Here is a 19,967-nt window from a genome sequence, read left to right as displayed (position 1 = left end):
AAACATCTAAAATAAGAAAGGTAAAATAATTGCCTTTCAATACCTTGCTGCTATCGCTCAGGGGATAACCAGTTCTCTTCCCGTGCTTCTGTCCAGGCAGCGCCTGGTAACCGCTTCCCAATAGGCATTGAAATTTTTGCTGTTGATACATTGCACCTGAACATCAGGTGGTGGAGCGACGGGATCTGGCCTGGAGTCGCCAAGGCCTTTATCTCTCCTGACCGAGCCCGTTTTAGCTTTACTCATCCCAATCTCTTTTTTCGTCGAATACGGCTTTGTTTTTTTGGCCGGGGCTGCCGTCGTTTTATTATCCGATTGCTTATCCTGACCATAATAATCAACGCGCCGGCTTTTGCTGCCGTGGCAATGATATTCACCGGTTTTACGGTTGGTATGGCAGCCATCCGCGTTGGTTCGTCCGGGGTGTGCCATGACAGGCGTGGCGATCATGATGCAGAGCAGCAGCGACAATTTAATGCCGGTTTGCAGTTTCATTTGGAATATCCCTATAAGTTAAACGGTGCTGACCTCGCCTGTTTTCTTAAGTTTACGCTGAATTATCAAGATACTGCTGTTGCTTCAGATGCCTCAACAGCACTCTCCCTTCCGGCATAAACTCGGTGCCGTAGCGCACCAACCCCACGCCTTTCAGCTCGACGTCAATGGCATAGCGCAGTTCGCCGGGGACGTTCTGTTCCAGCAGGACAACGGTTATTTTTTTCAGGCGCGGCTCATATTTGAGCAGAACCGCCGACAGGGTGCCCATCAGTTCATGGGCCGTACCCGGCATTCCCTGAAGGATTTTGGTCATATCCGGCAGGCCGTAATCGAGTAAATGGGCCAGCGTGCCGGCGCGACAGTTGAGGATGCGCTGCATGTTGTCCAGTACCGACAGGATAACCTGATTTTCTTCACTGACCTGGCGGAGGCTCAGGCCACCGGAGAAATTACCACTCAGCGTTTCATACAGCGATGGCGTGTTGTGTCCCTGTGGCATCAGTCATCCTTCAGCGGTTGTAACCTCAGGTGGTTATTCCCGGCTTCCAGAATACGGGGCTTATCCGGATCGAGATCTTCACGTTTGAGAACCTGCTTCCAGCCGTTGTCGAGCATATCCGGATGGCGAAACAGCCCTGCCACCGCGACAAACCGTGCGTTTTCTTCCATTGGCATATCAAGATTCGCATCCCCGCCCGGTTTTACCACCACGTCGCGGGTCGCCAGCAGGTCGGCTTTCAGGATCGTTTCGCCGTCCTTGAGCAACTGCTGGTACAGCGTTTTGTCGAAGGTTTTGCGGTCTTTCAACTGGTAAACGCGAACCACAACCGGCTCAGACAGCGAATGGCTCTCTCGGGCATCGGTATTCAGCGCCTCGCGCGCGGTGAAATCCAGACGCAGGACTTTAATCTTCTTGTAAAAAACGGCGGTGAAGGCCGATTTTGTGCCGTCCGTGACGCTCTGCGCCACCCCGCAGCCGGTCAGGCTGAACGCCAGCAGTGCAGGTAGCCAGCATCGGGGAACGCACCGACAGGTAGTAGTCGGCACCTTCACGCAGACGGGGATCGTGCAGACGTGCCTGCCAAAAGTGCAGCCGCTTATCGTGCTCAAGCTCAATTGACACCACCCGAGACGGCAGGCTCGCCTCCAGCAAGTCGCTTAGTAAATCAAACAGCGGTGGGAAAACGGCATTCAGTCGCTCGTGCTGATAGGCCGGTATCACACTCACCTGATGTTCCAGGGAGAAGGTCAGCAGACTGCCGGCCAGGCGGGACAGTTCGGTATGAAGGCGTTCTGCCGGGCTCTGCAGATTGCGCTGGAACTGGCCCAGTACCGGCTCGGCACTGTTCAGGGCATTGAGCAGCCAGAAGAGAGACACGTCGGCCACCGCAAAATCCGCCATCCGCTCATTGCTTTCGCGGCGCATGGCCATCAAACGGGTCAGACGGGCGCGCAGCTGTGTCATCAGCTGTTCGAGTTGGGTCGCCAGCCAGCGGCTGCTCTGTACGGTCAGCAGCGGCGGGAGAAAGCCGTCATCAAGCCGCCAGACGCCCTGCAAGTCCTGCTGCAGACGGGCCACCGGGCAGGTCAGATAATCGCTGTTGTTCTGATGGGCAAAGCGCAGCGTCAGTTCCGGCTGCATCACCGCAATCTGGCGGAGGTCTTCACCAAACTGGTTACGCACGTCTCGCCAACGCTGACGGAAACGCACCGGACGATCGGCCACCTCATCAGGTTTCAGGCAGTTGCCGCCATTCGCCCGCAGCAGGGGCAGCGCCAGTAACACCACCACGTCACGCGATTCGCTGTCCAGTGACAGAACCGGGGGCAGCGCATCGGCATTATCTGTATCGATAAGCGTCCCGTCCGGGAAACGGACATGCAGCTTACGGGCCTGCAGACGGCCGAGCTTCAGTGCGTCCGGTTCAAAGACAGACTCAATCATCCCCCAGGGATGATTGAGTCCCATTCGGGCAATGCATTCCGCGGACCAGGCCGCATACGCGGCCTGTTGCTGGAAATGCTGGGGAGAGATCATGATGCCCCTGCCCCATAACGGTTGTTCCATTTTCATCGGCTTCCTGCCTTATTAGGCTTTTGCTTTCGGCATCTGGGAAACCAGCGACAGGTTCACGTCCATACCTTCCACCTGGAAATGCGGTACCGCATACAGCTTCACGCGGAAGAAACCCGGGTTGTCCTCGATATCTTCCACGATGACTTGCGCATCGCGCAGCGGGTGAGACGCCTGCAGGTCGTCGCCCGGATCGGTCATTTCCGTCACCAGACCGCGAACCCAGGCGTTAAGCTCCAGCTCCAGGAGACGACGGTCCTTGGTAGTACCGATGTTTTCACGCTGAATAAGCTTCAGGTAATGCGCAATACGAGACAGCAGGAAGATGTACGGCAGACGCGCGTTGATGCGGCTGTTGGCCGTCGCATCGGCGGTGTCGTACAGTGCCGGTTTCTGGGTGGAGTTTGCCGAGAAGAAGCAGCTGTAGTCGCGATTTTTGTAGTAGGACAGCGGAATGAAGCCGAGGTTGGCGAATTCAAACTCGCGGGTTTCCGGGATCATCACCTCACTCGGGATCTTCACCTGATTGCCGGTGCCCAGATCGTACAGATGGATAGGCAGGTCCTGAACGGCGCCACCGGCCTGCGGGCCACGGATTTGCACGCACCAGCCGTTGTTGATGAAGCTGCGCACCATGTTGGCGGCAAACGCAAAGGAAGCGTTGGTCCACAGATATTTGTCGTGATCCGGGCCTTTCACTTCTTCGACGTAGTTGAAGCTGCGCACCGGCACGGTGTCCGGACCGTACGGCAGGCGGCCCAGTACGCGCGGCATCACCAGACCGATATAGCGGGAGTCGTCCGTCTCGCGGAAGGATTTCCATTTGATGTATTCGGCGCGGTCAAAGTAGTTACCGATATCTTTGATGGCCGCCACGTCCTCCATATTGTCTTTGAGGAAGAACTTAGGTCCAGCCGAACCGATAAACGGCATATGCGCCGCAGCGGAGACTTTGGAGATATTGCGCAGTAACGCCACGTCCTGCGCTGACGCATCAAATTCATAGGCGGAAATCAGTGCGCCAATAGGTTCGCCACCCGGGGTATCGTACTCATCGATATAGGTGTGTTTATACAGTCCGCTCTGAATAATCTCCGGCGCGTCTTCGAAGTCCTGACGAAGATCGTCTTTCGACAGGTCAAGCAGCTCGATTTTAACGTTCTGACGGAAATCGGTTTTATCGACCAGTGACTTGGCGCCGCGCCACAGTGACTCAACGGACTGGAATGCCTCATGGTGCATTACCGCGTCCAGTTGGCGGCTAATTTGGTAATCCAACTCTGCGATATGGTGGTCAATCAGGGTCTTATCCAGTTTCTCGACTTTTGAGCCCGCTTTAGTCAGGCATTCCAGAAACACTTGCATACCGGCGGTCAGGCGCTCGTCGGCGGTCGCATCCGACATCGCCTGCGCATCCTGCCAGATATCCAGCGCACTCAGCTCGGAAACCGGGTTTAAGTTGATCTTTTCAAACAGGGAGGCGTATACCCCCCCGGCTTCCGGACGCTCCAGTACCACGTTCCCAGCGCCGGCGGTATTCTCATTTTTTACAGACATCAGCATTTCCTTCATTAATCCGTTAAATATCGCGGCCGTTATGGTTGTTTCGGCGCCAGAGCAGACAGCTCACTGCGCAGTTCAGCGCTAAGCGCAGGGTCGAGCAGGATTTTTTCCAACTCTTTGCGGAAGGTCGCGTTGTCCAGCAGGTTAGCCTTCAAGTCGCGCAGCAGATTGCGCATGGCGAGCATGGCCTTCAACTGAGGTATCTGGGCGGCTACCTGCTCGGGTTCGAAATCTTTCATTTCGTGGAAGGAAAGGCTGACGTTTTCTTCGCTGCCGTCACCGGCCAGGGTGTTCTCTACGGAAAGACACACTGAAGGGGAAAACTCAGCCAGCACTTTGTCGAAGTTGTTTTTATTTATGCCGACCGTCTCACGCTCCGACACCGGACGTTGTTCGGCACCGTTGCTGTAATCCCCTACCACCATCAACTTGAGGGGCAATTCGACTTTTTTCTGCGCACCGCCCGTATGCAGGCTTAACTGAATATTAACGCGGGCCTTGGGGATCTCGGACTGATAGGAGTTAGACATGGCTGTCCCTGTTCTATAGAGAATAGAAATGGTCAATGCCACTGAGAAATAATAAGAAAAGCTAACCCTGAAAAAACAACCCTCCGGCTTGCGTTATCCAACGCAAATCAAAATCCGGAAGAAAAGCGGGTATATTCCATTCACCAGCAAGCATGACACGTGTTTTAAGCATTTGTCTGAAACTGAAAAATTTCGGACAAAAACCTATAGGCGGAGTGTAGAAACGTTATCGAGGTGATTAAAATTCATTAATTGTAACCAATTATTACAGTTGGTTGTTTTGCCAAAAAAAGATCACCCTGATGATTTATAAGAACTTTCTTACGAAAACTCATTCAGGCCCTATGGAGCAAGGTATTCAAAAAACGACCGTGCCAGATCGGACCTTCAGGTGGCGCAAAATATAATCAATGGCGAGAAATATCTGATTTTGGCGTTTTTACGAAAAATACAACGTTGATGTCGCCATTTTTCATCTCGGATATAATGAATTGAAAAAACATTCATCAAGCTAATATTTTTTACCGATGCTATTAAGTGAAACGTTTATCGCTCCCCCAAGGCAAACTTGTATTTGCGATGAAGCTATTTACACCGCAACTTAGAGATGCAACGGCCAGTCCGTTGGAAAAGATTTCCCTGACCTGCAATTTAAGGGGGTGAACCGTCGGAGATTAACGAGGGCAATATTCTGGCAACTTTCCAGCGAATGCATCAGAGCAAGGGAGGATCTTGGAGCGTTGAGTAATTAACGCTTTCAATAAATTGCCGGGGTTGTCGGACCGTTACGGTAAAGGGTACGCCCATTTAGGAGGCAGGGAGCAGCAGGAGGTAAAGCACAGCAAATGAAATCAATGACTCATGGCATGCTGCAAAGTTCATAAAGCAAAAAACCCCGCGCTCATCAGAGCGCGGGGTCAGAATGTATGGCGGAGGAGCAGAGATTCGAACTCTGGAACGGTTTCCCGTCGACGGTTTTCAAGACCGTTGCCTTCAGCCACTCGGCCACCCCTCCGCAACGAGCCGAACTATAAACAGAGCGGATCCGCTTGTAAAGCCCAGGGCCGTTCAACCGCGTGAAAAACCAGCAACCGGCATTCGGCCGCTGAAGAAACGCCCGGCCGGCGCTCACTGTTGCAGCAATGATAACTAAGGGTAAAGATTGGTAAACAAACTTTAATCAAATGCTTGCGCTGCCTATCATCGTGATTAATTTTGTGATGACCTGATAAGAGAGATCATTATGGACCGCATTGTCGTCTCATCCTCCGCGCGCGACTCGCTGCTCAGCACGCATAAAGTCCTGCGCAATACCTATTTCCTGCTGTCTTTGACGCTGGCCTTTTCCGCCCTGACCGCCACCGCCAGCACCATGCTGGGCCTGCCGGCCCCGGGCCTGCTGCTGATGCTGGTCGGCTTCTATGGGCTGATGTTCCTGACCCATAAGCTGGCCAACAGCCCGGCGGGGATTCTGGCCGCCTTCGCGCTCACCGGTTTCATGGGGTATGCGCTGGGGCCGATCCTCAGCTCGTTCCTGAATGCCGGCGCCGGCGACCTGATCATGCTGGCGCTGGGCGGCACCGCGGCGGTGTTCTTCTGCTGCTCGGCCTACGTGCTGACCACCCGCAAGGACATGTCGTTCCTCTCCGGCATGATGATGGCGGGCTTCGTGGTGCTGCTGGTGGCGGTTATCGCCAACCTGTTCCTGCAGATCCCGGCCCTGCACCTGGCGATCAGCGCGCTGTTCATCCTGTTCTCCGCCGGCGCTATCCTGTGGGAAACCAGCAACATCATTCACGGCGGCGAGACCAACTATATTCGCGCCACCGTCAGCCTGTACGTTTCGCTCTACAACATGTTCATCAGCCTGTTGAGCATCCTGGGCTTCGCCCGCAGCAACTGATTCGCATCAACGCAGCGTCCAAAGCCCCGCTTTCGCGGCAATGCCGATCAGTTAAGGATCGGTTGACCGATCCTTAATCTGCGGCAATATAACGGCTCCACAACAGGGAGCCGTTTTCATATGCCACTTCTCAACGACTTGCTGGATTTCAACGAAAATCCACTGATGCCACCCCCCTCAGCTCAGCTTTTTGCTGAACACCTGCCCGTTGAGTGGCTCCAGCACTGCCTTTCCCTTTCTTCCCATGCCACCGTCAGACGCCGCCGCTTACCGGGGGATATGGTCGTTTGGATGGTGGTCTGCATGGCGTTTTTCCGCAATGAGCCCATCACCGAGATTGTTCGTCGCCTCAATCTGAGCGCCGATGGAGAGGCCGGAACTCAACTGCTTGCCCGCAGTGCTATCACTCAGGCCAGGCAACGCGTCGGGGCAGCGCCCGTGGAGTGGCTGTTTCGTCAAACGGCTCATGTCTGGGGGCTGAGCGCTATCCCAAAGATGACTGGAAAGGTCTGCAGCTCTTCGCGGTTGATGGTGCACAGCTGCGTACACCGGATGAACCTGAACTGCGTGAACACTTCGGCTCCAGCAACACATCCACGGAGCGGCAGAACCCTTTCCCGGTGATGCGCCTGGTGGCTCTGATGAACCTGAACAGCCATGTCTTGCTGGATGCCGTCACCGGCCCTTATCGCAGCAGTGAGACGCGGCTGGCACAGACCCTGCTTAAGGCCTTGCCGGATAACTCAATCACGTTGTTCGATAAGCTTTTTCACAGTGCAGACCTGCTGCTGACGCTGAATCGCAGTGGCGAAAACCGCCACTGGCTGTTGCCGGCACGCAAAGAGATCGTCTCGGAGGTTCAGGAAAGTTACGGGGCGGGAGACCGGCTACTGAAAATGAAGGTCTCCCCACAGGCCCGAAAACAGAACCCTTCCTTGCCGGAGTTTTGGTATGCGCGGGCGGTCAGCTATGACCTGAACGGGGTGGAGAAAACGGTACTGACATCATTGCCGGCAGACCGTTATCCGGCAAAAGCGGTGGCAGAGCTTTATCATTGTCGGTGGGAGATCGAGGTTGGGTTCAGGAACATCAAAAGCAGCCTGCAGAGTAATGCGCTGGTGTTGAGAAGCCGAAAAGTCGAGCTGTTGCATCAGGAGGTCTGGGGGCTGCTGCTGGCTTATAATCTTATCCGCCGTGAAGCCGCGTTGGCGGCAAAACACCACAAAAGAGCCCCATCGGAAATAAGCTTCAAGTTCGCTTTTGATGTGATATCAGCGCAGCTGCACTGGTTGGGAAACACAATATCACCAGGCACAATCCCCAAGCGGCTCATGCACCTGAGAGGTAGCCTGGAGGCGATGTTCATAACAAAACGCCCCCGACCATCAAGGCCGAGGGCGGTTAAGATGTCAAAAACCCGCTATCCGGTAAACCGCAATGCCGCTCCGCTTAAGTGAACGGCATTGCGCCTACGCGGGGCTTTATTTTTGGCTGCGCCAAAAGTTTGCTAAACTGGCCGCCGTTCCGAATTATCCGTTACCGAGGCAGTATGTTGGAGTTTGAAGGTCAGGTTATCGAGACCGACGCGCAGGGCTACCTGAAAAACAGCGCGGACTGGCACGAAGGATTGGCGCCGCTGCTGGCCGCCGAAGAGGAGATCGCGCTTACCGAGGCGCACTGGGAGGTGGTGCGTTTTGTCCGCGACTTCTACCAGGAATTCAATACCTCGCCGGCGATCCGCATGTTGGTCAAGGCGATGGCGCAAAAATACGGCGAAGAAAAAGGCAATAGCCGCTACCTCTACCGTTTATTCCCGAAAGGCCCAGCCAAGCAGGCGACCAAGATCGCCGGCCTGCCGAAACCGGTAAAGTGCATCTGATCCGCTAATAGCGAATGTCGAACCTCGGGTAGTCCGCAACCCCCCGCGGCTCCACCAGCACGCGGTCGACGCGCGCGCTGCGCGGGCCGCCCTGCTTCAGCCACTCCATCAGCCTGTCCACCTGCGCCGGCTCACCGCAGGCCACCACCTCGACGCTGCCGTCATCGAGGTTGCGCGCGTAGCCGGTTAACCCCAGCGCCGTGGCCTGATGCTGGGTGGAATAGCGGAAGCCCACCCCCTGCACCACGCCATACACATACGCAGCAATGCAAACCTGTGTCATAATCAGCTCCTTATCGATTTCGTTATGGCATTTCCGTGCGCCTGCACGGCGGTGTCACCCTTTTTTATCTAGCTGGCAGCATTGTTAATTATGACCGTACGCTTCGGTGATTCGCGGCTATCCTCGCGCGGATGATGGTTCGGTAGGTGTCATCGCCCAGCGCGGTGAAAACCGCTGCTATCGAACCGACCGCGCCATATTTCCGTTTTCCTCAGCCTTTTGGTCCGGGCCGCATGGAAGGCAGTTGCATACCTTTAGGTAATAGCCACTTTGCGCGGAAATAGTCATACAAATACTCATATTTTTCTCGCTCACCCGGAACAGCGATCACCTGCAGGTTCATACCTTCTTTTACACTACGTTTTTGGAATTATCATTAAAGTCACACACATTGTCATCTAATAACTTGATATAAATGACATAACCAATGATAGCGAGCATAAAAAAACAATACAGGATGCCTTCACATCAATATACTTCACGCCTTTTTTAATATTGCATATTGAAACTACACAAAGCATACCAACAATTTGGTAAAAAAACTGCATAAAAACCCCAAAGGCGCTTAAAAAGTAATCTGTCTTATTGGCCAGAATCCAAAAGAAAACAAACCTAAAGATCACATATGCTATTGCCATTCTTATGTTTTTATATATTACTCCAGCAAAAAGAAACAAACCCAAAACCAAGTAGGAAATCAATTCATAATCATTGAGGTAATAATGCGGAAAGAAAAGCAAATAAAAAAAGAAACCAAGTCAATTAATACCTGGGCCATCATAACATACAGGCTCATGTTAAATAACAATTCAGAACTTACCTTTGTTTTTTTATTCGCACCTAACATAATATAGCCCATTGTCAAATTAACTTACCATTAAACATAATCAAAACCGATAGAAGCACCTCACTGTAGCTCAGCGCATCGCCCCAAGTGTTGCCCTGCGGCTCTGGCGGCTCGCAGGAGACGACAGCAGCACCGGGCCGCCGCCTGTCAATTTTCTCACCCAGCCAGCCATGTTTGTCCCTGAGTACATACGGCGTTTTCCACTTCACGCCGGCTGATAATTGGTGCCGGTCTTTCCCGGCTGTCAGCTATTAACCCAAGCCTAAAATAACACTCAATGAGTGCACGTTTGGGTGCCAGTCTTTCCTGGCTGTCACTTCATATCAGAGGGACGCACTCACAAAACCCTGCCAAGGATTCGATAGTACATATTAAAATGAATGCTCCCTGCTGATACTTGGACTACGGTGCCGGGTGCCTCCCGGTAAGCCTTTGGCCAGCACCATGGCTTGCGTCTTCCAAACCTTGACTCACAACTTGCTGATTCGCCCCGCCGCCAGGGGGATTCACCGTAGAGATAATAAATTAACCCAAACTTCATTAACAAAATCTAAACATGATTGTTATTCAGATTATCCGCAGAGTTTAGTCCGAGTCCTTATGATATTAGAATTTACGGAATTCCCGTATGGTCAGTATAGTTATCAAGCAGCTTGCGCTTCGATATCTGATTATTCACAAATACTGACGTACGTGAACCCATGACCCCAAGCCGCATTAGCGCTTTTGAGCAGCAACGCACTCCCCGGCGCCAAAATTACACGGGAGGATCCATTTGAACCCGCCCCGATTTCGGAATAATCCCAAATTGAAATTGTCATCCAGGATTAACCATCCCTCATGACCTCCTCGTAATACTTGATACGCCAGAATCGCGTCTTCAGCCCGCATTACACTCCATTTCTGGCTGGAACGTTATGAAGAGACCGTGCTGCGCCGTGAATTGAAAGAAAAAACCATGGCCAATCGCCGCAGCAGAATGAAAGCGTTCCGCGAACGCCCACAGGAAAAGCCAGCTTGCGATTTCACGACCGTGGAGGTCAAGCGTGCCCGCCTGCTGCTGAATGAATAGATGACGGCCCGCTATCAGGATTCGCGCGGTAGTGAATGGGATGATATTCAGATATGATTATGAACTTATTTTGACTAATAATGACCCTGGTCATTTAACATGCTGATTATAAAGAAGTTTAAAAATGCGCTTAATTCTCGCCAAAGGACGTGAAAAGTCCTTGCTCCGTCGCCATCCGTGGGTATTCTCCGGCGCCGTTCAACGCGTTGAGGGCAAAGCCCTTTCCGGTGAAACCATCGATATCCATGACAGCCAGGGCAAATGGCTGGCGCGCGGCGCCTACTCCCCCGAGTCGCAGATCCGCGCACGCGTCTGGACCTTCCAGCAGGATGAAGAGGTTAACATCGACTTCTTTATTCGCCGTTTACAGCAGGCGCAAAGCTGGCGCGACTGGGTGGCGCAGCGCGACGGCCTGGACGGTTACCGCCTGATCGCCGGCGAATCCGACGGCATGCCGGGCGTCACCATCGATCGTTTCCAGAACTTCCTGGTGCTGCAGCTGCTGTCCGCCGGCGCCGAGTATCAACGCGCCGCCCTGCTTTCCGCCCTGCAGCATTGCTACCCGGAGTGCTCTATTTATGACCGCTCCGACGTTGCGGTGCGCAAAAAAGAAGGTTTGCCGCTGACGCAGGGCCAGGTGTTGGGCGATCTGCCGCCTGCGCTGTTGCCGATTACCGAACACGGCATGAAGCTGCTGGTGGATATTCAGCAAGGACATAAAACCGGTTTTTACCTCGATCAGCGCGACAGCCGCCTGGCGGCGCGCAATTATTCCGCCGGCCGACGGGTGCTGAACTGTTTCTCCTACACCGGCGCCTTCGCCGTCGCGGCCCTGATGGGCGACTGTGAGCAGGTGATCAGCGTAGATACCTCGCAGGCGGCGCTGGATATCGCCAAACAGAACGTCGAGCTGAACCGGCTGGATTTGAGCAAGGCGGAGTTTGTGCGTGATGACGTGTTCCAGCTGCTGCGCCGCTACCGCACCCAGGGCGAAAAATTCGATCTGATCATCATGGATCCGCCGAAGTTCGTCGAAAACAAAAACCAGCTGGCCAGCGCCTGCCGCGGTTACAAAGATATCAACATGTTGGCGCTGCAGCTGCTGAACCCGGGCGGCATTTTGCTCAGCTTCTCCTGCTCCGGGCTGATGCCGACCGATCTGTTCCAGAAAATTTTGGCCGACGCCGCTGTGGATGCCGGGCGTGATGTACAATTTATAGAGCAGTTCCGACAGGCTGCCGATCACCCGGTTATCGCGACTTATCCTGAAGGGCTGTATTTGAAAGGCTTTGCGTGTCGGGTGATGTAACTTGAAATACGCTGTTTTGCCCTCATATAGAGAGCAAGGCACTGTTTCTCAGGAGGTCATCATGATTGCCAGCAAATTCGGTATCGGACAACAGGTTCGGCATAAGCTGCTGGGGTATTTGGGGGTGGTGATTGATATCGACCCTGAATACTCTTTGGAACAACCAAAAGCTGACGAGATAGCGGCAAACGACGATCTGCGCTTTGCCCCTTGGTATCACGTGGTGATGGAGGACGAGGAAGGCCAACCGGTACATACCTATCTGGCGGAAGCGCAGCTGGATGGCGAGGCCCAGGAGGCTCATCCCGAACAACCCTCGCTGGATGAACTGGCGGAGTCCATCCGCCACCAGCTGCAGGCGCCGCGGCTGCGCAACTGAGCGCGCCAGACCTGAGAAACCCCATGAGGGCCCGGCATCGCGCCGGGCCCTTTTCATTTAACGCTCCAGCCCCAGGCGCGGGATCTCGATTTTCGGGCAGCGATCCATCACCACCTTCAGCCCGGCTTGCGCAGCCAGCGCTGCCGCCTGCTCGTTAATCACGCCTATCTGCAGCCACAGCGCCCTGGCGCCGATGGCTATCGCCTCTTGCGCGACGGCATAGGCCGCCTCTGAATTGCGAAAAACGTCCACCATATCCACCGGATGGGGAATGTCCGCCAGCCTGGCGTAAGCCGGCTGCCCCAACAGGCTCTGCCCCGCCAGCTTGGGGCTGACCGGCGTAACCTGATAGCCCTGGGCCAATAAATAGGCCATGACGCCATAGCTGGGCCGCGCCGGATTATCGCTGGCGCCGACCAGGGCGATGGTTTTCACCTGTTGCAACAGCTCTGCGATCTCATGGTCCTGCATACTCAGCTCCCGGCCATCAACGAAATTGTCTGTTCTGAGTGTAACCGATAGCGCCAAATTCAGCTAAACGCCGCGCGGCTGAAACTCCAGGCCAATTCCATGGTCTGAGGCTGTCACGGTGGGAGACAACGTCGGCATGTCCAAATGCATTTAAATGTGTAAAAATGTAAATCCACTGGCCATATTGAAAAATTTTGACACAACCTGTGGCGTGTCCAACACTATAGCTATGTCGCTTTATAAGGAGATAATGATGAAATTTGGTCTGGTGGTTGCGGCGCTACTCAGCATCAGCATGCCGGCCGCGGCTACGACCCTGAAACTCTCCCCGGACATCGACCTGCTGGCGGTCGACGGCAAGAAAATGACAGGTTCGTTGTTAAAAGGCGCCGACAGCCTCGAGCTGGACGGCGGGCAACATCAGCTGCTGTTTAAGGTCACCAAATCCGTGCGTTCCGGCCAACAGGATCAGATCGCCTACACGTCCCTGCCGCTGATCGCCACCTTCAACACGCAAAACGTCAGCGCCGTGGCGATTGAGCTGCCGCGGATAGAAAACGATCGTGACGCGCAGCGCTTCGACAAAACGCTGAATTACCAGGTGATTGATCCGAAAGGCAACGATCTGCCCATGCGGCACGACGTGTTGCACCCCGACAGCGTGACCTTCAATACCGACCTGGAGAAGGTGATGTCGGACTACAATCGCCAACATCGCCCGGCCTCGGTGCCGGCCTTCGCTCAGGCGCACTCCGCCGCCGCGCTTTCTCCGCAGTCGGCCGCGACGCTGAATTCACCGACCGTCACGCTGAAAGGCGAAAACGTCTCCGAGCAAATGCTGCAGTATTGGTTCCAACAGGCGGACAAGGAAACGCAGAAGCGCTTTCTGCGCTGGGCCAACAAGCAGCCCGTTCGCTAAACAATTCGCGCCTTGCCGGGGTAAAGGCGCGTTTTCTTCGCATTTTCAGGCGCAAACGCTAGGCAGTGAAAAACAGTTTCAGTAATCTGTCGCACATCACCCGATTAGCGAAGGACACCGAGATGGAATTGACCACCCGCACTATCGCCGCGCGCAAGCACATTGCGCTGGTGGCGCACGATCACCGCAAACAGGCCCTGTTGGAGTGGGTTGAAAGCCATAAGGCCATACTGGCGGAGCATCAGCTGTACGCCACCGGCACCACCGGCAACCTGATCCAGCGGGCCAGCGGCCTCCCGGTGCAGAGCATGCTCAGCGGCCCGATGGGTGGCGACCAGCAGGTTGGCGCGCTGATCTCCGAAGGTAAAATCGACATGCTGATCTTCTTCTGGGATCCGCTGAACGCCGTGCCGCACGATCCGGACGTGAAGGCGCTGCTGCGGTTGGCGACGGTGTGGAATATCCCGGTCGCCACCAACCGCTCCACCGCGGATTTCCTGATCGACTCGCCGCTGTTCAAAAGCGCGGTGGAAATCGCCATACCCGACTATCAGCGCTATTTGCAGGAACGCCTGCAGTAATGCCGCGGGTCTGGCTGCCCGCCAGGCCCGGTTTAGGGTTTTTTCTGCAGCGGCACGCCAAGATCCTGCAGCTGTTCGACAAACACCGAGGGGCGTTCGCGATCCTGCAGCAGCCAGACCTGGTGTTTGGCGCGGGTCAGCGCCACGTACAGCAAGCGCCGCTCTTCGGCGTCCGGGAAATCTTCCGGCTGCGGCAGTAAAACATCCTCCAGCACCGACTCGCGCGCCACCGCCGGAAAACCGTCGCCGCCCTCGTGCAAACCGGCAATAATCACATATTCCGCCTGCTGCCCCTTGCTGGCGTGAATGGTCATGAACTCGATATTCAGCTTCGGCCAGCGGGTCGCCGCTTTGGCCAGCGCCTGCGGTTTCAGGTGATGATAGCGCGCCAGCACCAGGATGCTTTCTTCCGGCTTGGCATAGCCGCTCAGCTTGTCCAGCAGCGCTTCCAGCTGTTCGTGCGGCAAAATCGCCACCGATTTTTTGTTGCCCTTGCTCAGGCTGTTCAGCGGTTTTTTCAACTGGTGCGGGTTCTGCAGCACAAAGCGGTTGGCCACTTCGCCGATGCGCTCGTTGAAGCGGTAGGTGGTGTCCAGCGCGCACTGCGCCCCTTCGCCGAAGTTGGCGGCGAACGCCGTGGTCAGCGCCAGCTCGGCGCCGCTAAAGCGATAGATCGCCTGCCAGTCATCCCCCACCGCGAACAGGCAGGTCTGCTTGTTCTGCTTGCGCAGCGCCGCCAGCAGCTGGGCGCGCTGCGGCGAGATATCTTGAAACTCATCCACCAGGATGTGTTTCCACGGGCTGACAAAGCGGCCTTTTTCCAGAATATTGACCGCCTGATGGATCAAACCGGAGAAGTCCACCGCCCCTTCGTCTTTCAAGGCGCTTTTCCAGGCCTTCAACAGCGGCGCCATCAGCCGGATGCGTTTTGAGAACAGGTCGCGGATTTCGTCGTCCGCCTGTTCGATCATTTCCGCCTGGCTGCCGCCGTGCATGCGCATCAACCCCAGCCAGCGTTCGAGCCGCCCGGCCAGCCGCTCCGCCAGCCGCTTATCCTGCCAGAAATCCCCTTCCGGCACTTCCCACTCGAGTTCTTCGGTCAGCCATTGACGCCACCCTTTGGCCTGCGCCTTTTTCTCCGCGCATTGCTGCTGCCAGTTGGCGATCAACAGCGCTTTCCGCGCTTTGCCGTCGGTTTCCAGCTTGCTGATAGCCGGCACTTTTCGATTGCCCTGCTGAATGATCTGCAGCGCCAGAGCATGGAAGGTTTTCGCCTGGATGCCGACGTCGCCCAGCCGTTCCTTGATGCGCTCATTCATTTCGCCGGCCGCCTGGCGGCCGAACGCCAACAGCAAAATTTGCCCGGGTTCGGCTTCCTGACGGCGCAGCAGCCAGCCGGCGCGCGCCACCAGCACCGAGGTTTTACCGCTGCCGGCGCCGGCCAGCACCAGCACCGAGTCTTCGCCGTTCACCACCGCGCGGCTCTGCGAATCATTCAGCGGCGAACTTTCGACCGTCTGGAAAAAGTCGTGATGGGTTTCCAGCATGCGTTCGGTCCACTGCCGGTTGCGCTGTTCGATGCTGTGCAGGCCATGCTGCAGCCACTGCAGGCAGCGTTGATAATCGTCACGGCAGTTGTCGAACTCATCCAGCCGCACCACCGGCATCGGCAACGCGTCGAAGGACTGGCGGATCTGCTGCTGCAGCTTGCCCAGCTCGGATTTTTTAAACCATTTATCCTGCTGTTCGATGCGTTGGATCTGCTCGACCTGCTGCTGCAGCACCCCGGCGCTGACCTCGCTCATCTCCGCGCTCCACTGCTGCCAGGCCTGCTGCAAGTAGTGATAAAAACGCTGGGTCTCCTGCCACTCGGTGCCGTGCAGCCGCACCACTTTCTCGTCGGGCAGTTCAAACTCCAGTTCGCCCCAGACGATGCCGCGCTTGCACCTGACCTGTATCAGCTGGTTGAACGGGATAAGGTATTCATGCTTCTCGCCGCTGACCTCAACGCCGGCGTGCAGCAGCCGCACGCGGTTGTAAGGGTGCTGAGCCAGGTGTTTCCCCAGCGATGTCGCTTTAAGTTCCATATCGTCGCGCCATGACTATGTTGAGATTAAATAACGGATATCTGCCAGTTTACCTGCGATAAGCAGTGGCACTCTAGCGCTAAAAAAAGGGTAGAATAGATTTTGCGTTTTGATAGCGAACGCAACCGCGTCGCGGTTTGACCATCATTAGAGCAGAATGACGACTATGCGTACTGTACTGAATATTCTTAATTTCGTGTTGGGCGGTTTTTTCACCACCCTGGGCTGGCTGATCGCCACGGTGTTCAGCGTCCTGCTGATCTTCACCCTGCCGTTAACCCGCTCCTGCTGGGAAATCACCAAATTGTCGTTTTTGCCTTTCGGCAATGAGGCGATCCACGTCAATGAACTTTACCCGGAAAAAAGCAATGCGCTGCTTTCCGCCGGCGGCTCGCTGCTGAATATCGTTTGGCTGGTGCTGTTCGGCTGGTGGCTGTGCCTGTCACACATCGCGGCCGGCATCGTGCAGTGCGTTTCGATCATCGGCATTCCGGTCGGCATCGCCAATTTCAAAATCGCCGCCATCGCCCTGTGGCCGGTGGGCCGCCGCGTGGTTTCGGTTGAAATGGCTCAGCAGGCCCGTACCGAAAATGCCCGTCGCCAGTATCAACAGCGTTAATTTTTTCTCCGTTTGAGGAGTTTTTCGTGCTCTCTTTTGCACCCGCGCTACGCCGTTACGCCTACAACAGCAATGTGCTTTACCATCTGCGCATCTTCATTGCGCTGACCGGCGCAGCCGCCGTTCCCTGGTGGCTGGGCATTCCCAAGCTGACCATTCCTCTGACGCTGGGCGTGGTCGCCGCGGCCTTGACCGATCTGGACGACAGGCTGACCGGCAGGTTGCGCAACCTGCTGATCACCCTGGTGTGTTTTTTTATCGCCGCCGCCTCGATTGAGCTGCTGTTTCCTTACCCTTGGCTGTTCGCGCTCGGTCTGATGCTCTCCACCTGCGGCTTTATTCTCTTGGGCGCCCTGGGGCAGCGTTACGCCACCATCGCCTTCGGCGCGCTGCTGATCGCGGTTTACACCATGCTCGGCACCTCGATGTATGGCGCCTGGTATCAACAGCCGATGCTGCTGGTCATCGGCGCGCTGTGGTACAACCTGCTGACGCTGACCGGCCATGTGATCTTCCCCATCCGCCCGCTGCAGGAAAATCTGGCCCGCTGCTATGAGCAGCTGGCTAACTATCTGGACGCCAAAGCCAACCTGTTCGACCCCGATGCCGAACACGACGCAGACCTGCCGTGGATGGATGTCGCCATGGCCAACAGCGCGCTGGTGACGCTGCTCAACCAGACCAAGGCCTCTTTGCTGACGCGCTTGAAAGGCGATCGCGGCCAGCGCGGCACCCGCCGTACGCTGCATTATTATTTTGTCGCGCAGGATATCCACGAGCGGGCCAGCTCTTCTCACGTTCAGTATCAGGCGCTGAGCCGGCAGTTCCGCCACAGCGATATTCTGTTTCGCTTCCAGCGCCTGCTGAGCATGCAGGCGCGTGCCTGCCGGCAACTGGCGCAGTCGATCCTGCTGAGGCAAAAATATCAGCACAATCCGCGATTTGAGCCGGTATTTAACCGCATCGAAGAAGCGCTGGCGCGCAGCGCCGCCACGCGGGAAAATGCCGAACTGACCAAAGCGCTCGCGCACCTGCTGAAAAATTTACGCGCCATCGACGCCCAACTGGCCAATATCGAATCCGAACAGGCGCTCGCCAATGGGCAAACGGAAGAGAATAGCCTGGCAGACGATCGCCTGACCGGCTGGAGCGACATCAGGCTGCGCATCAGCCGCCACCTGACGCCGCAGTCCGCCCTGTTCCGCCACGCAATCCGCATGTCGGTGGTGCTGTGCGTCGGTTACGCGTTTATTCAGCTTACCGGCATGCAGCACGGTTACTGGATCCTGCTCACCAGCCTGTTTGTGTGCCAACCCAATTACAATGCGACTCGGCGCCGGCTGGCGCTGCGCATCATTGGCACGCTGGCCGGCATATTGATCGGCCTGCCGATCCTTTACTTCGTTCCGTCGCTCGAAGGCCAGATGGTGCTGATCGTCATCACCGGCGTGCTGTTCTTCGCATTCCGCACCGTGCAATACGCCCACGCCACCATGTTTATTACCCTGCTGGTGTTGCTGTGCTTTAACCTGCTGGGCGAGGGTTTTGAAGTGGCGGCGCCGCGCGTTTACGACACCTTGCTGGGCTGCGCCATCGCCTGGGCGGCGGTCAGTTTCATCTGGCCGGACTGGAAGTTCCGCCAATTGCCGGCGGTGGTGGACAAGACGCTGAACGCCAACTGCCGCTACCTGGACGCCATTCTGGTGCAGTACCATCAGGGCAAAGATAACGGCCTGCCCTATCGCATCGCGCGACGGGATGCGCACAACAGCGATGCCGAACTGGCGTCGGTCATCTCCAACATGTCCGCCGATCCCAAGGCCGATCGGGCGCTGCAGGAGGCGGCTTTCCGGCTGCTGTGCCTGAATCATACCCTGCTGAGCTACATCTCCGCGCTCGGCGCGCACCGTGAACGCCTGAGCAACCCCGCGACGCTGGATTTACTGAATGATGCCGTGTGCTACGTTGACGGCGCCCTGCATCAGGAAGAGCAGGACGGCTCGCGCATTGCGCTGGCATTGGAAAACCTCGCTGAGCGCATCCGGCACACCGTCCCGGAGCCGGAAAGCAAAGATCAATTGGTCTTGCAACAGATTGGGCTGGTGCTTGAACTGCTGCCGGAGCTGACTGCGCTGCACGCGCGTATCAATAAGGCCAATTAATCATTCAGGGCCGCCCGTTGGCGCTGAATGACCGGCTCATGGCCATGGCTGCGCATCGCCATCGTATGCTCGAACCACTGGATCAGCTCGCCGCGCAGTTCGGCGGGCAAAGCGGCATGGTGATAGCCGGCGATCGCGCCCGCCAACGACAGCAGCATCCGCACCCCAAGAGGGTTTTGCTGTTGCAACAGCCGCAGGTAGCTGCGCCTGGCGCCGTACAGCCGCAGGTCGTAGACGTTGCGAATGCCGGCCCGCCACAGCAGCCGCTCCATATTGATATCGATATTGGGCAACGTCCTCAGCCGCCCGTGGCTGCCGGTTTTGCTCTGCTGTTCCCTGCGCGCCTCCCTGACCGCCTGCCACGCCAGACCAATCAGCTCGTTGCGTTCGCGCCAGAGCGCCTCATCGACCCAATAATAACGCATGGTGATCGGCACGCCGCGCTTGGAGTAAATCATATTGACCATGCCGCGGGCGCGAAACGTCGGCTCCAGACCATGAGTCGCCCGCAGATACAGTTCGCCTTCCGCTATCACCGCGAACATGACGCCCTCGGCCAGCAGCCCATAACCGCCGAACTGCGAGCGGATGGTGATGCAGCCCAATACCGAGAAGCAGGCTTTCGCCTGTGCAATCCTTGCCGTCGATATCCCTTTCATGACGAGACTCCCTTGTAGGTTATATGCGTAATATTTCTCACATCAATGAAATAAAGGTAACGTGAACAACTAATTAGAAAAATACGCACTAACGGTAGCCATGCCAATCACAAAAAACGGCAGTATAAAAAA

18 protein-coding genes, 1 tRNA gene and 2 pseudogenes are annotated in these 19,967 nt (G+C 55.9%); 10 read left to right on the top strand and 11 right to left on the bottom strand.

Annotated features, from left to right (window positions below; translation table 11 throughout):
• Positions 1-57 precede the first annotated feature (57 nt).
• From D7I37_RS16435 to D7I37_RS16405, 7 genes and pseudogenes are all read right to left on the bottom strand, one after another.
• Positions 58-495 (bottom strand): DUF1283 domain-containing protein, encoded by a 438-nt coding sequence (locus D7I37_RS16435; RefSeq protein WP_165283107.1) that lies wholly within the window; start codon positions 493-495, stop codon positions 58-60.
• 52 nt (positions 496-547) lie between these two features.
• Complete coding sequence (gene tssE, locus D7I37_RS16430) at positions 548-997, bottom strand: type VI secretion system baseplate subunit TssE (protein ID WP_129544005.1); 450 nt, start codon at positions 995-997, stop codon at positions 548-550.
• On the bottom strand, positions 997-1,545 hold the full coding sequence (tssJ, locus tag D7I37_RS16425; RefSeq protein ID WP_242502701.1) for a type VI secretion system lipoprotein TssJ: 549 nt from the start codon (positions 1,543-1,545) through the stop codon (positions 997-999). Before tssJ ends, tssE begins: the two co-directional genes overlap by 1 nt.
• Positions 1,451-2,572: pseudogene (tssK, locus tag D7I37_RS16420) on the bottom strand (type VI secretion system baseplate subunit TssK); the annotation flags it as partial. The gene tssJ and the pseudogene tssK, both read right to left, overlap by 95 nt.
• Positions 2,573-2,587: 15 nt before the next feature.
• A complete protein-coding gene (tssC, locus tag D7I37_RS16415) occupies positions 2,588-4,135 on the bottom strand; it encodes a type VI secretion system contractile sheath large subunit (protein ID WP_061798179.1) in 1,548 nt (515 codons plus the stop codon).
• Positions 4,136-4,167: 32 nt separating this feature from the next.
• The gene (gene tssB / locus D7I37_RS16410) at positions 4,168-4,665 is read right to left on the bottom strand and encodes a type VI secretion system contractile sheath small subunit (protein ID WP_061797986.1); all 498 of its coding nucleotides are present in this window, start codon (positions 4,663-4,665) and stop codon (positions 4,168-4,170) included.
• A gap of 927 nt (positions 4,666-5,592) precedes the next feature.
• Positions 5,593-5,680, bottom strand: a tRNA-Ser gene (locus D7I37_RS16405).
• Positions 5,681-5,908: 228 nt separating this feature from the next.
• Between D7I37_RS16405 and yccA the strand changes: the two genes are divergently transcribed.
• From yccA to tusE, 3 genes and pseudogenes are all read left to right on the top strand, one after another.
• A complete protein-coding gene (gene yccA, locus D7I37_RS16400) occupies positions 5,909-6,568 on the top strand; it encodes an FtsH protease modulator YccA (RefSeq protein WP_061797988.1) in 660 nt (219 codons plus the stop codon).
• A gap of 120 nt (positions 6,569-6,688) precedes the next feature.
• A pseudogene (locus D7I37_RS16395) lies at positions 6,689-8,025 on the top strand (IS4 family transposase).
• Between the two features lie 92 nt (positions 8,026-8,117).
• Positions 8,118-8,447 (top strand): sulfurtransferase TusE, encoded by a 330-nt coding sequence (gene tusE / locus D7I37_RS16390; protein WP_061797989.1) that lies wholly within the window; start codon positions 8,118-8,120, stop codon positions 8,445-8,447.
• Between the two features lie 4 nt (positions 8,448-8,451).
• Here tusE and yccX read toward each other — a convergent pair whose 3' ends face one another.
• Positions 8,452-8,730 (bottom strand): acylphosphatase, encoded by a 279-nt coding sequence (yccX, locus tag D7I37_RS16385; protein ID WP_061797990.1) that lies wholly within the window; start codon positions 8,728-8,730, stop codon positions 8,452-8,454.
• A gap of 1,775 nt (positions 8,731-10,505) precedes the next feature.
• On the opposite strand from yccX, the gene D7I37_RS16375 reads away from it, so the two are divergent.
• From D7I37_RS16375 to hspQ, 3 genes are all read left to right on the top strand, one after another.
• The gene (locus D7I37_RS16375; protein ID WP_207205533.1) at positions 10,506-10,649 is read left to right on the top strand and encodes a hypothetical protein; all 144 of its coding nucleotides are present in this window, start codon (positions 10,506-10,508) and stop codon (positions 10,647-10,649) included.
• A 124-nt stretch (positions 10,650-10,773) separates the two neighbouring features.
• The gene (rlmI, locus tag D7I37_RS16370) at positions 10,774-11,958 is read left to right on the top strand and encodes a 23S rRNA (cytosine(1962)-C(5))-methyltransferase RlmI (protein WP_129544003.1); all 1,185 of its coding nucleotides are present in this window, start codon (positions 10,774-10,776) and stop codon (positions 11,956-11,958) included.
• Positions 11,959-12,019: 61 nt separating this feature from the next.
• Complete coding sequence (hspQ, locus tag D7I37_RS16365) at positions 12,020-12,337, top strand: heat shock protein HspQ (protein ID WP_061797992.1); 318 nt, start codon at positions 12,020-12,022, stop codon at positions 12,335-12,337.
• A gap of 57 nt (positions 12,338-12,394) precedes the next feature.
• Here hspQ and D7I37_RS16360 read toward each other — a convergent pair whose 3' ends face one another.
• The gene (locus D7I37_RS16360; RefSeq protein ID WP_095096838.1) at positions 12,395-12,808 is read right to left on the bottom strand and encodes a CoA-binding protein; all 414 of its coding nucleotides are present in this window, start codon (positions 12,806-12,808) and stop codon (positions 12,395-12,397) included.
• A 253-nt stretch (positions 12,809-13,061) separates the two neighbouring features.
• Between D7I37_RS16360 and D7I37_RS16355 the strand changes: the two genes are divergently transcribed.
• Positions 13,062-13,727 (top strand): DUF2057 family protein, encoded by a 666-nt coding sequence (locus D7I37_RS16355; protein ID WP_061797995.1) that lies wholly within the window; start codon positions 13,062-13,064, stop codon positions 13,725-13,727.
• A 122-nt stretch (positions 13,728-13,849) separates the two neighbouring features.
• On the top strand, positions 13,850-14,308 hold the full coding sequence (locus tag D7I37_RS16350) for a methylglyoxal synthase (protein WP_061798181.1): 459 nt from the start codon (positions 13,850-13,852) through the stop codon (positions 14,306-14,308).
• A 32-nt stretch (positions 14,309-14,340) separates the two neighbouring features.
• Here the strand turns inward: D7I37_RS16350 and helD are convergent, their stop codons facing one another.
• Positions 14,341-16,395, bottom strand: coding sequence for a DNA helicase IV (gene helD / locus D7I37_RS16345; protein WP_061797996.1), 2,055 nt, complete (start codon positions 16,393-16,395; stop codon positions 14,341-14,343).
• Between the two features lie 166 nt (positions 16,396-16,561).
• Between helD and D7I37_RS16340 the strand changes: the two genes are divergently transcribed.
• On the top strand, positions 16,562-17,014 hold the full coding sequence (locus tag D7I37_RS16340; protein ID WP_061797997.1) for a YccF domain-containing protein: 453 nt from the start codon (positions 16,562-16,564) through the stop codon (positions 17,012-17,014).
• A gap of 26 nt (positions 17,015-17,040) precedes the next feature.
• Positions 17,041-19,176, top strand: coding sequence for a YccS family putative transporter (gene yccS / locus D7I37_RS16335; RefSeq protein WP_129544002.1), 2,136 nt, complete (start codon positions 17,041-17,043; stop codon positions 19,174-19,176).
• On the opposite strand, the gene D7I37_RS16330 is transcribed toward yccS, so the two are convergent.
• The gene (locus D7I37_RS16330; protein WP_061797999.1) at positions 19,173-19,835 is read right to left on the bottom strand and encodes a TfoX/Sxy family DNA transformation protein; all 663 of its coding nucleotides are present in this window, start codon (positions 19,833-19,835) and stop codon (positions 19,173-19,175) included. The genes yccS and D7I37_RS16330 overlap by 4 nt on opposite strands.
• Positions 19,836-19,967: the final 132 nt, after the last annotated feature.

It is taken from the genome of Serratia sp. 1D1416, assembly GCF_003641105.1.
Taxonomy (GTDB): Bacteria; Pseudomonadota; Gammaproteobacteria; order Enterobacterales; family Enterobacteriaceae; genus Serratia; species Serratia ficaria.
The sequence above is the reverse complement of the archived record's forward strand: the minus strand, read 5'-3'. Positions and strand labels throughout refer to the sequence as shown.

Bases quoted from the DNA above. Each gene is read 5' to 3' on its own strand.
- tssC (WP_061798179.1), bottom strand. From the start codon at position 4,135: ATGCTGATGTCTGTAAAAAATGAGAATACCGCCGGCGCTGGGAACGTG.
- D7I37_RS16350 (WP_061798181.1), top strand. From the start codon at position 13,850: ATGGAATTGACCACCCGCACTATCGCCGCGCGCAAGCACATTGCGCTG.
- D7I37_RS16435 (WP_165283107.1), bottom strand. From the start codon at position 495: ATGAAACTGCAAACCGGCATTAAATTGTCGCTGCTGCTCTGCATCATG.
- rlmI (WP_129544003.1), top strand. From the start codon at position 10,774: ATGCGCTTAATTCTCGCCAAAGGACGTGAAAAGTCCTTGCTCCGTCGC.
- helD (WP_061797996.1), bottom strand. From the start codon at position 16,395: ATGGAACTTAAAGCGACATCGCTGGGGAAACACCTGGCTCAGCACCCT.
- tusE (WP_061797989.1), top strand. From the start codon at position 8,118: ATGTTGGAGTTTGAAGGTCAGGTTATCGAGACCGACGCGCAGGGCTAC.
- D7I37_RS16330 (WP_061797999.1), bottom strand. From the start codon at position 19,835: ATGAAAGGGATATCGACGGCAAGGATTGCACAGGCGAAAGCCTGCTTC.
- D7I37_RS16340 (WP_061797997.1), top strand. From the start codon at position 16,562: ATGCGTACTGTACTGAATATTCTTAATTTCGTGTTGGGCGGTTTTTTC.
- tssE (WP_129544005.1), bottom strand. From the start codon at position 997: ATGCCACAGGGACACAACACGCCATCGCTGTATGAAACGCTGAGTGGT.
- yccA (WP_061797988.1), top strand. From the start codon at position 5,909: ATGGACCGCATTGTCGTCTCATCCTCCGCGCGCGACTCGCTGCTCAGC.
- hspQ (WP_061797992.1), top strand. From the start codon at position 12,020: ATGATTGCCAGCAAATTCGGTATCGGACAACAGGTTCGGCATAAGCTG.
- D7I37_RS16355 (WP_061797995.1), top strand. From the start codon at position 13,062: ATGAAATTTGGTCTGGTGGTTGCGGCGCTACTCAGCATCAGCATGCCG.
- D7I37_RS16360 (WP_095096838.1), bottom strand. From the start codon at position 12,808: ATGCAGGACCATGAGATCGCAGAGCTGTTGCAACAGGTGAAAACCATC.
- tssB (WP_061797986.1), bottom strand. From the start codon at position 4,665: ATGTCTAACTCCTATCAGTCCGAGATCCCCAAGGCCCGCGTTAATATT.
- yccX (WP_061797990.1), bottom strand. From the start codon at position 8,730: ATGACACAGGTTTGCATTGCTGCGTATGTGTATGGCGTGGTGCAGGGG.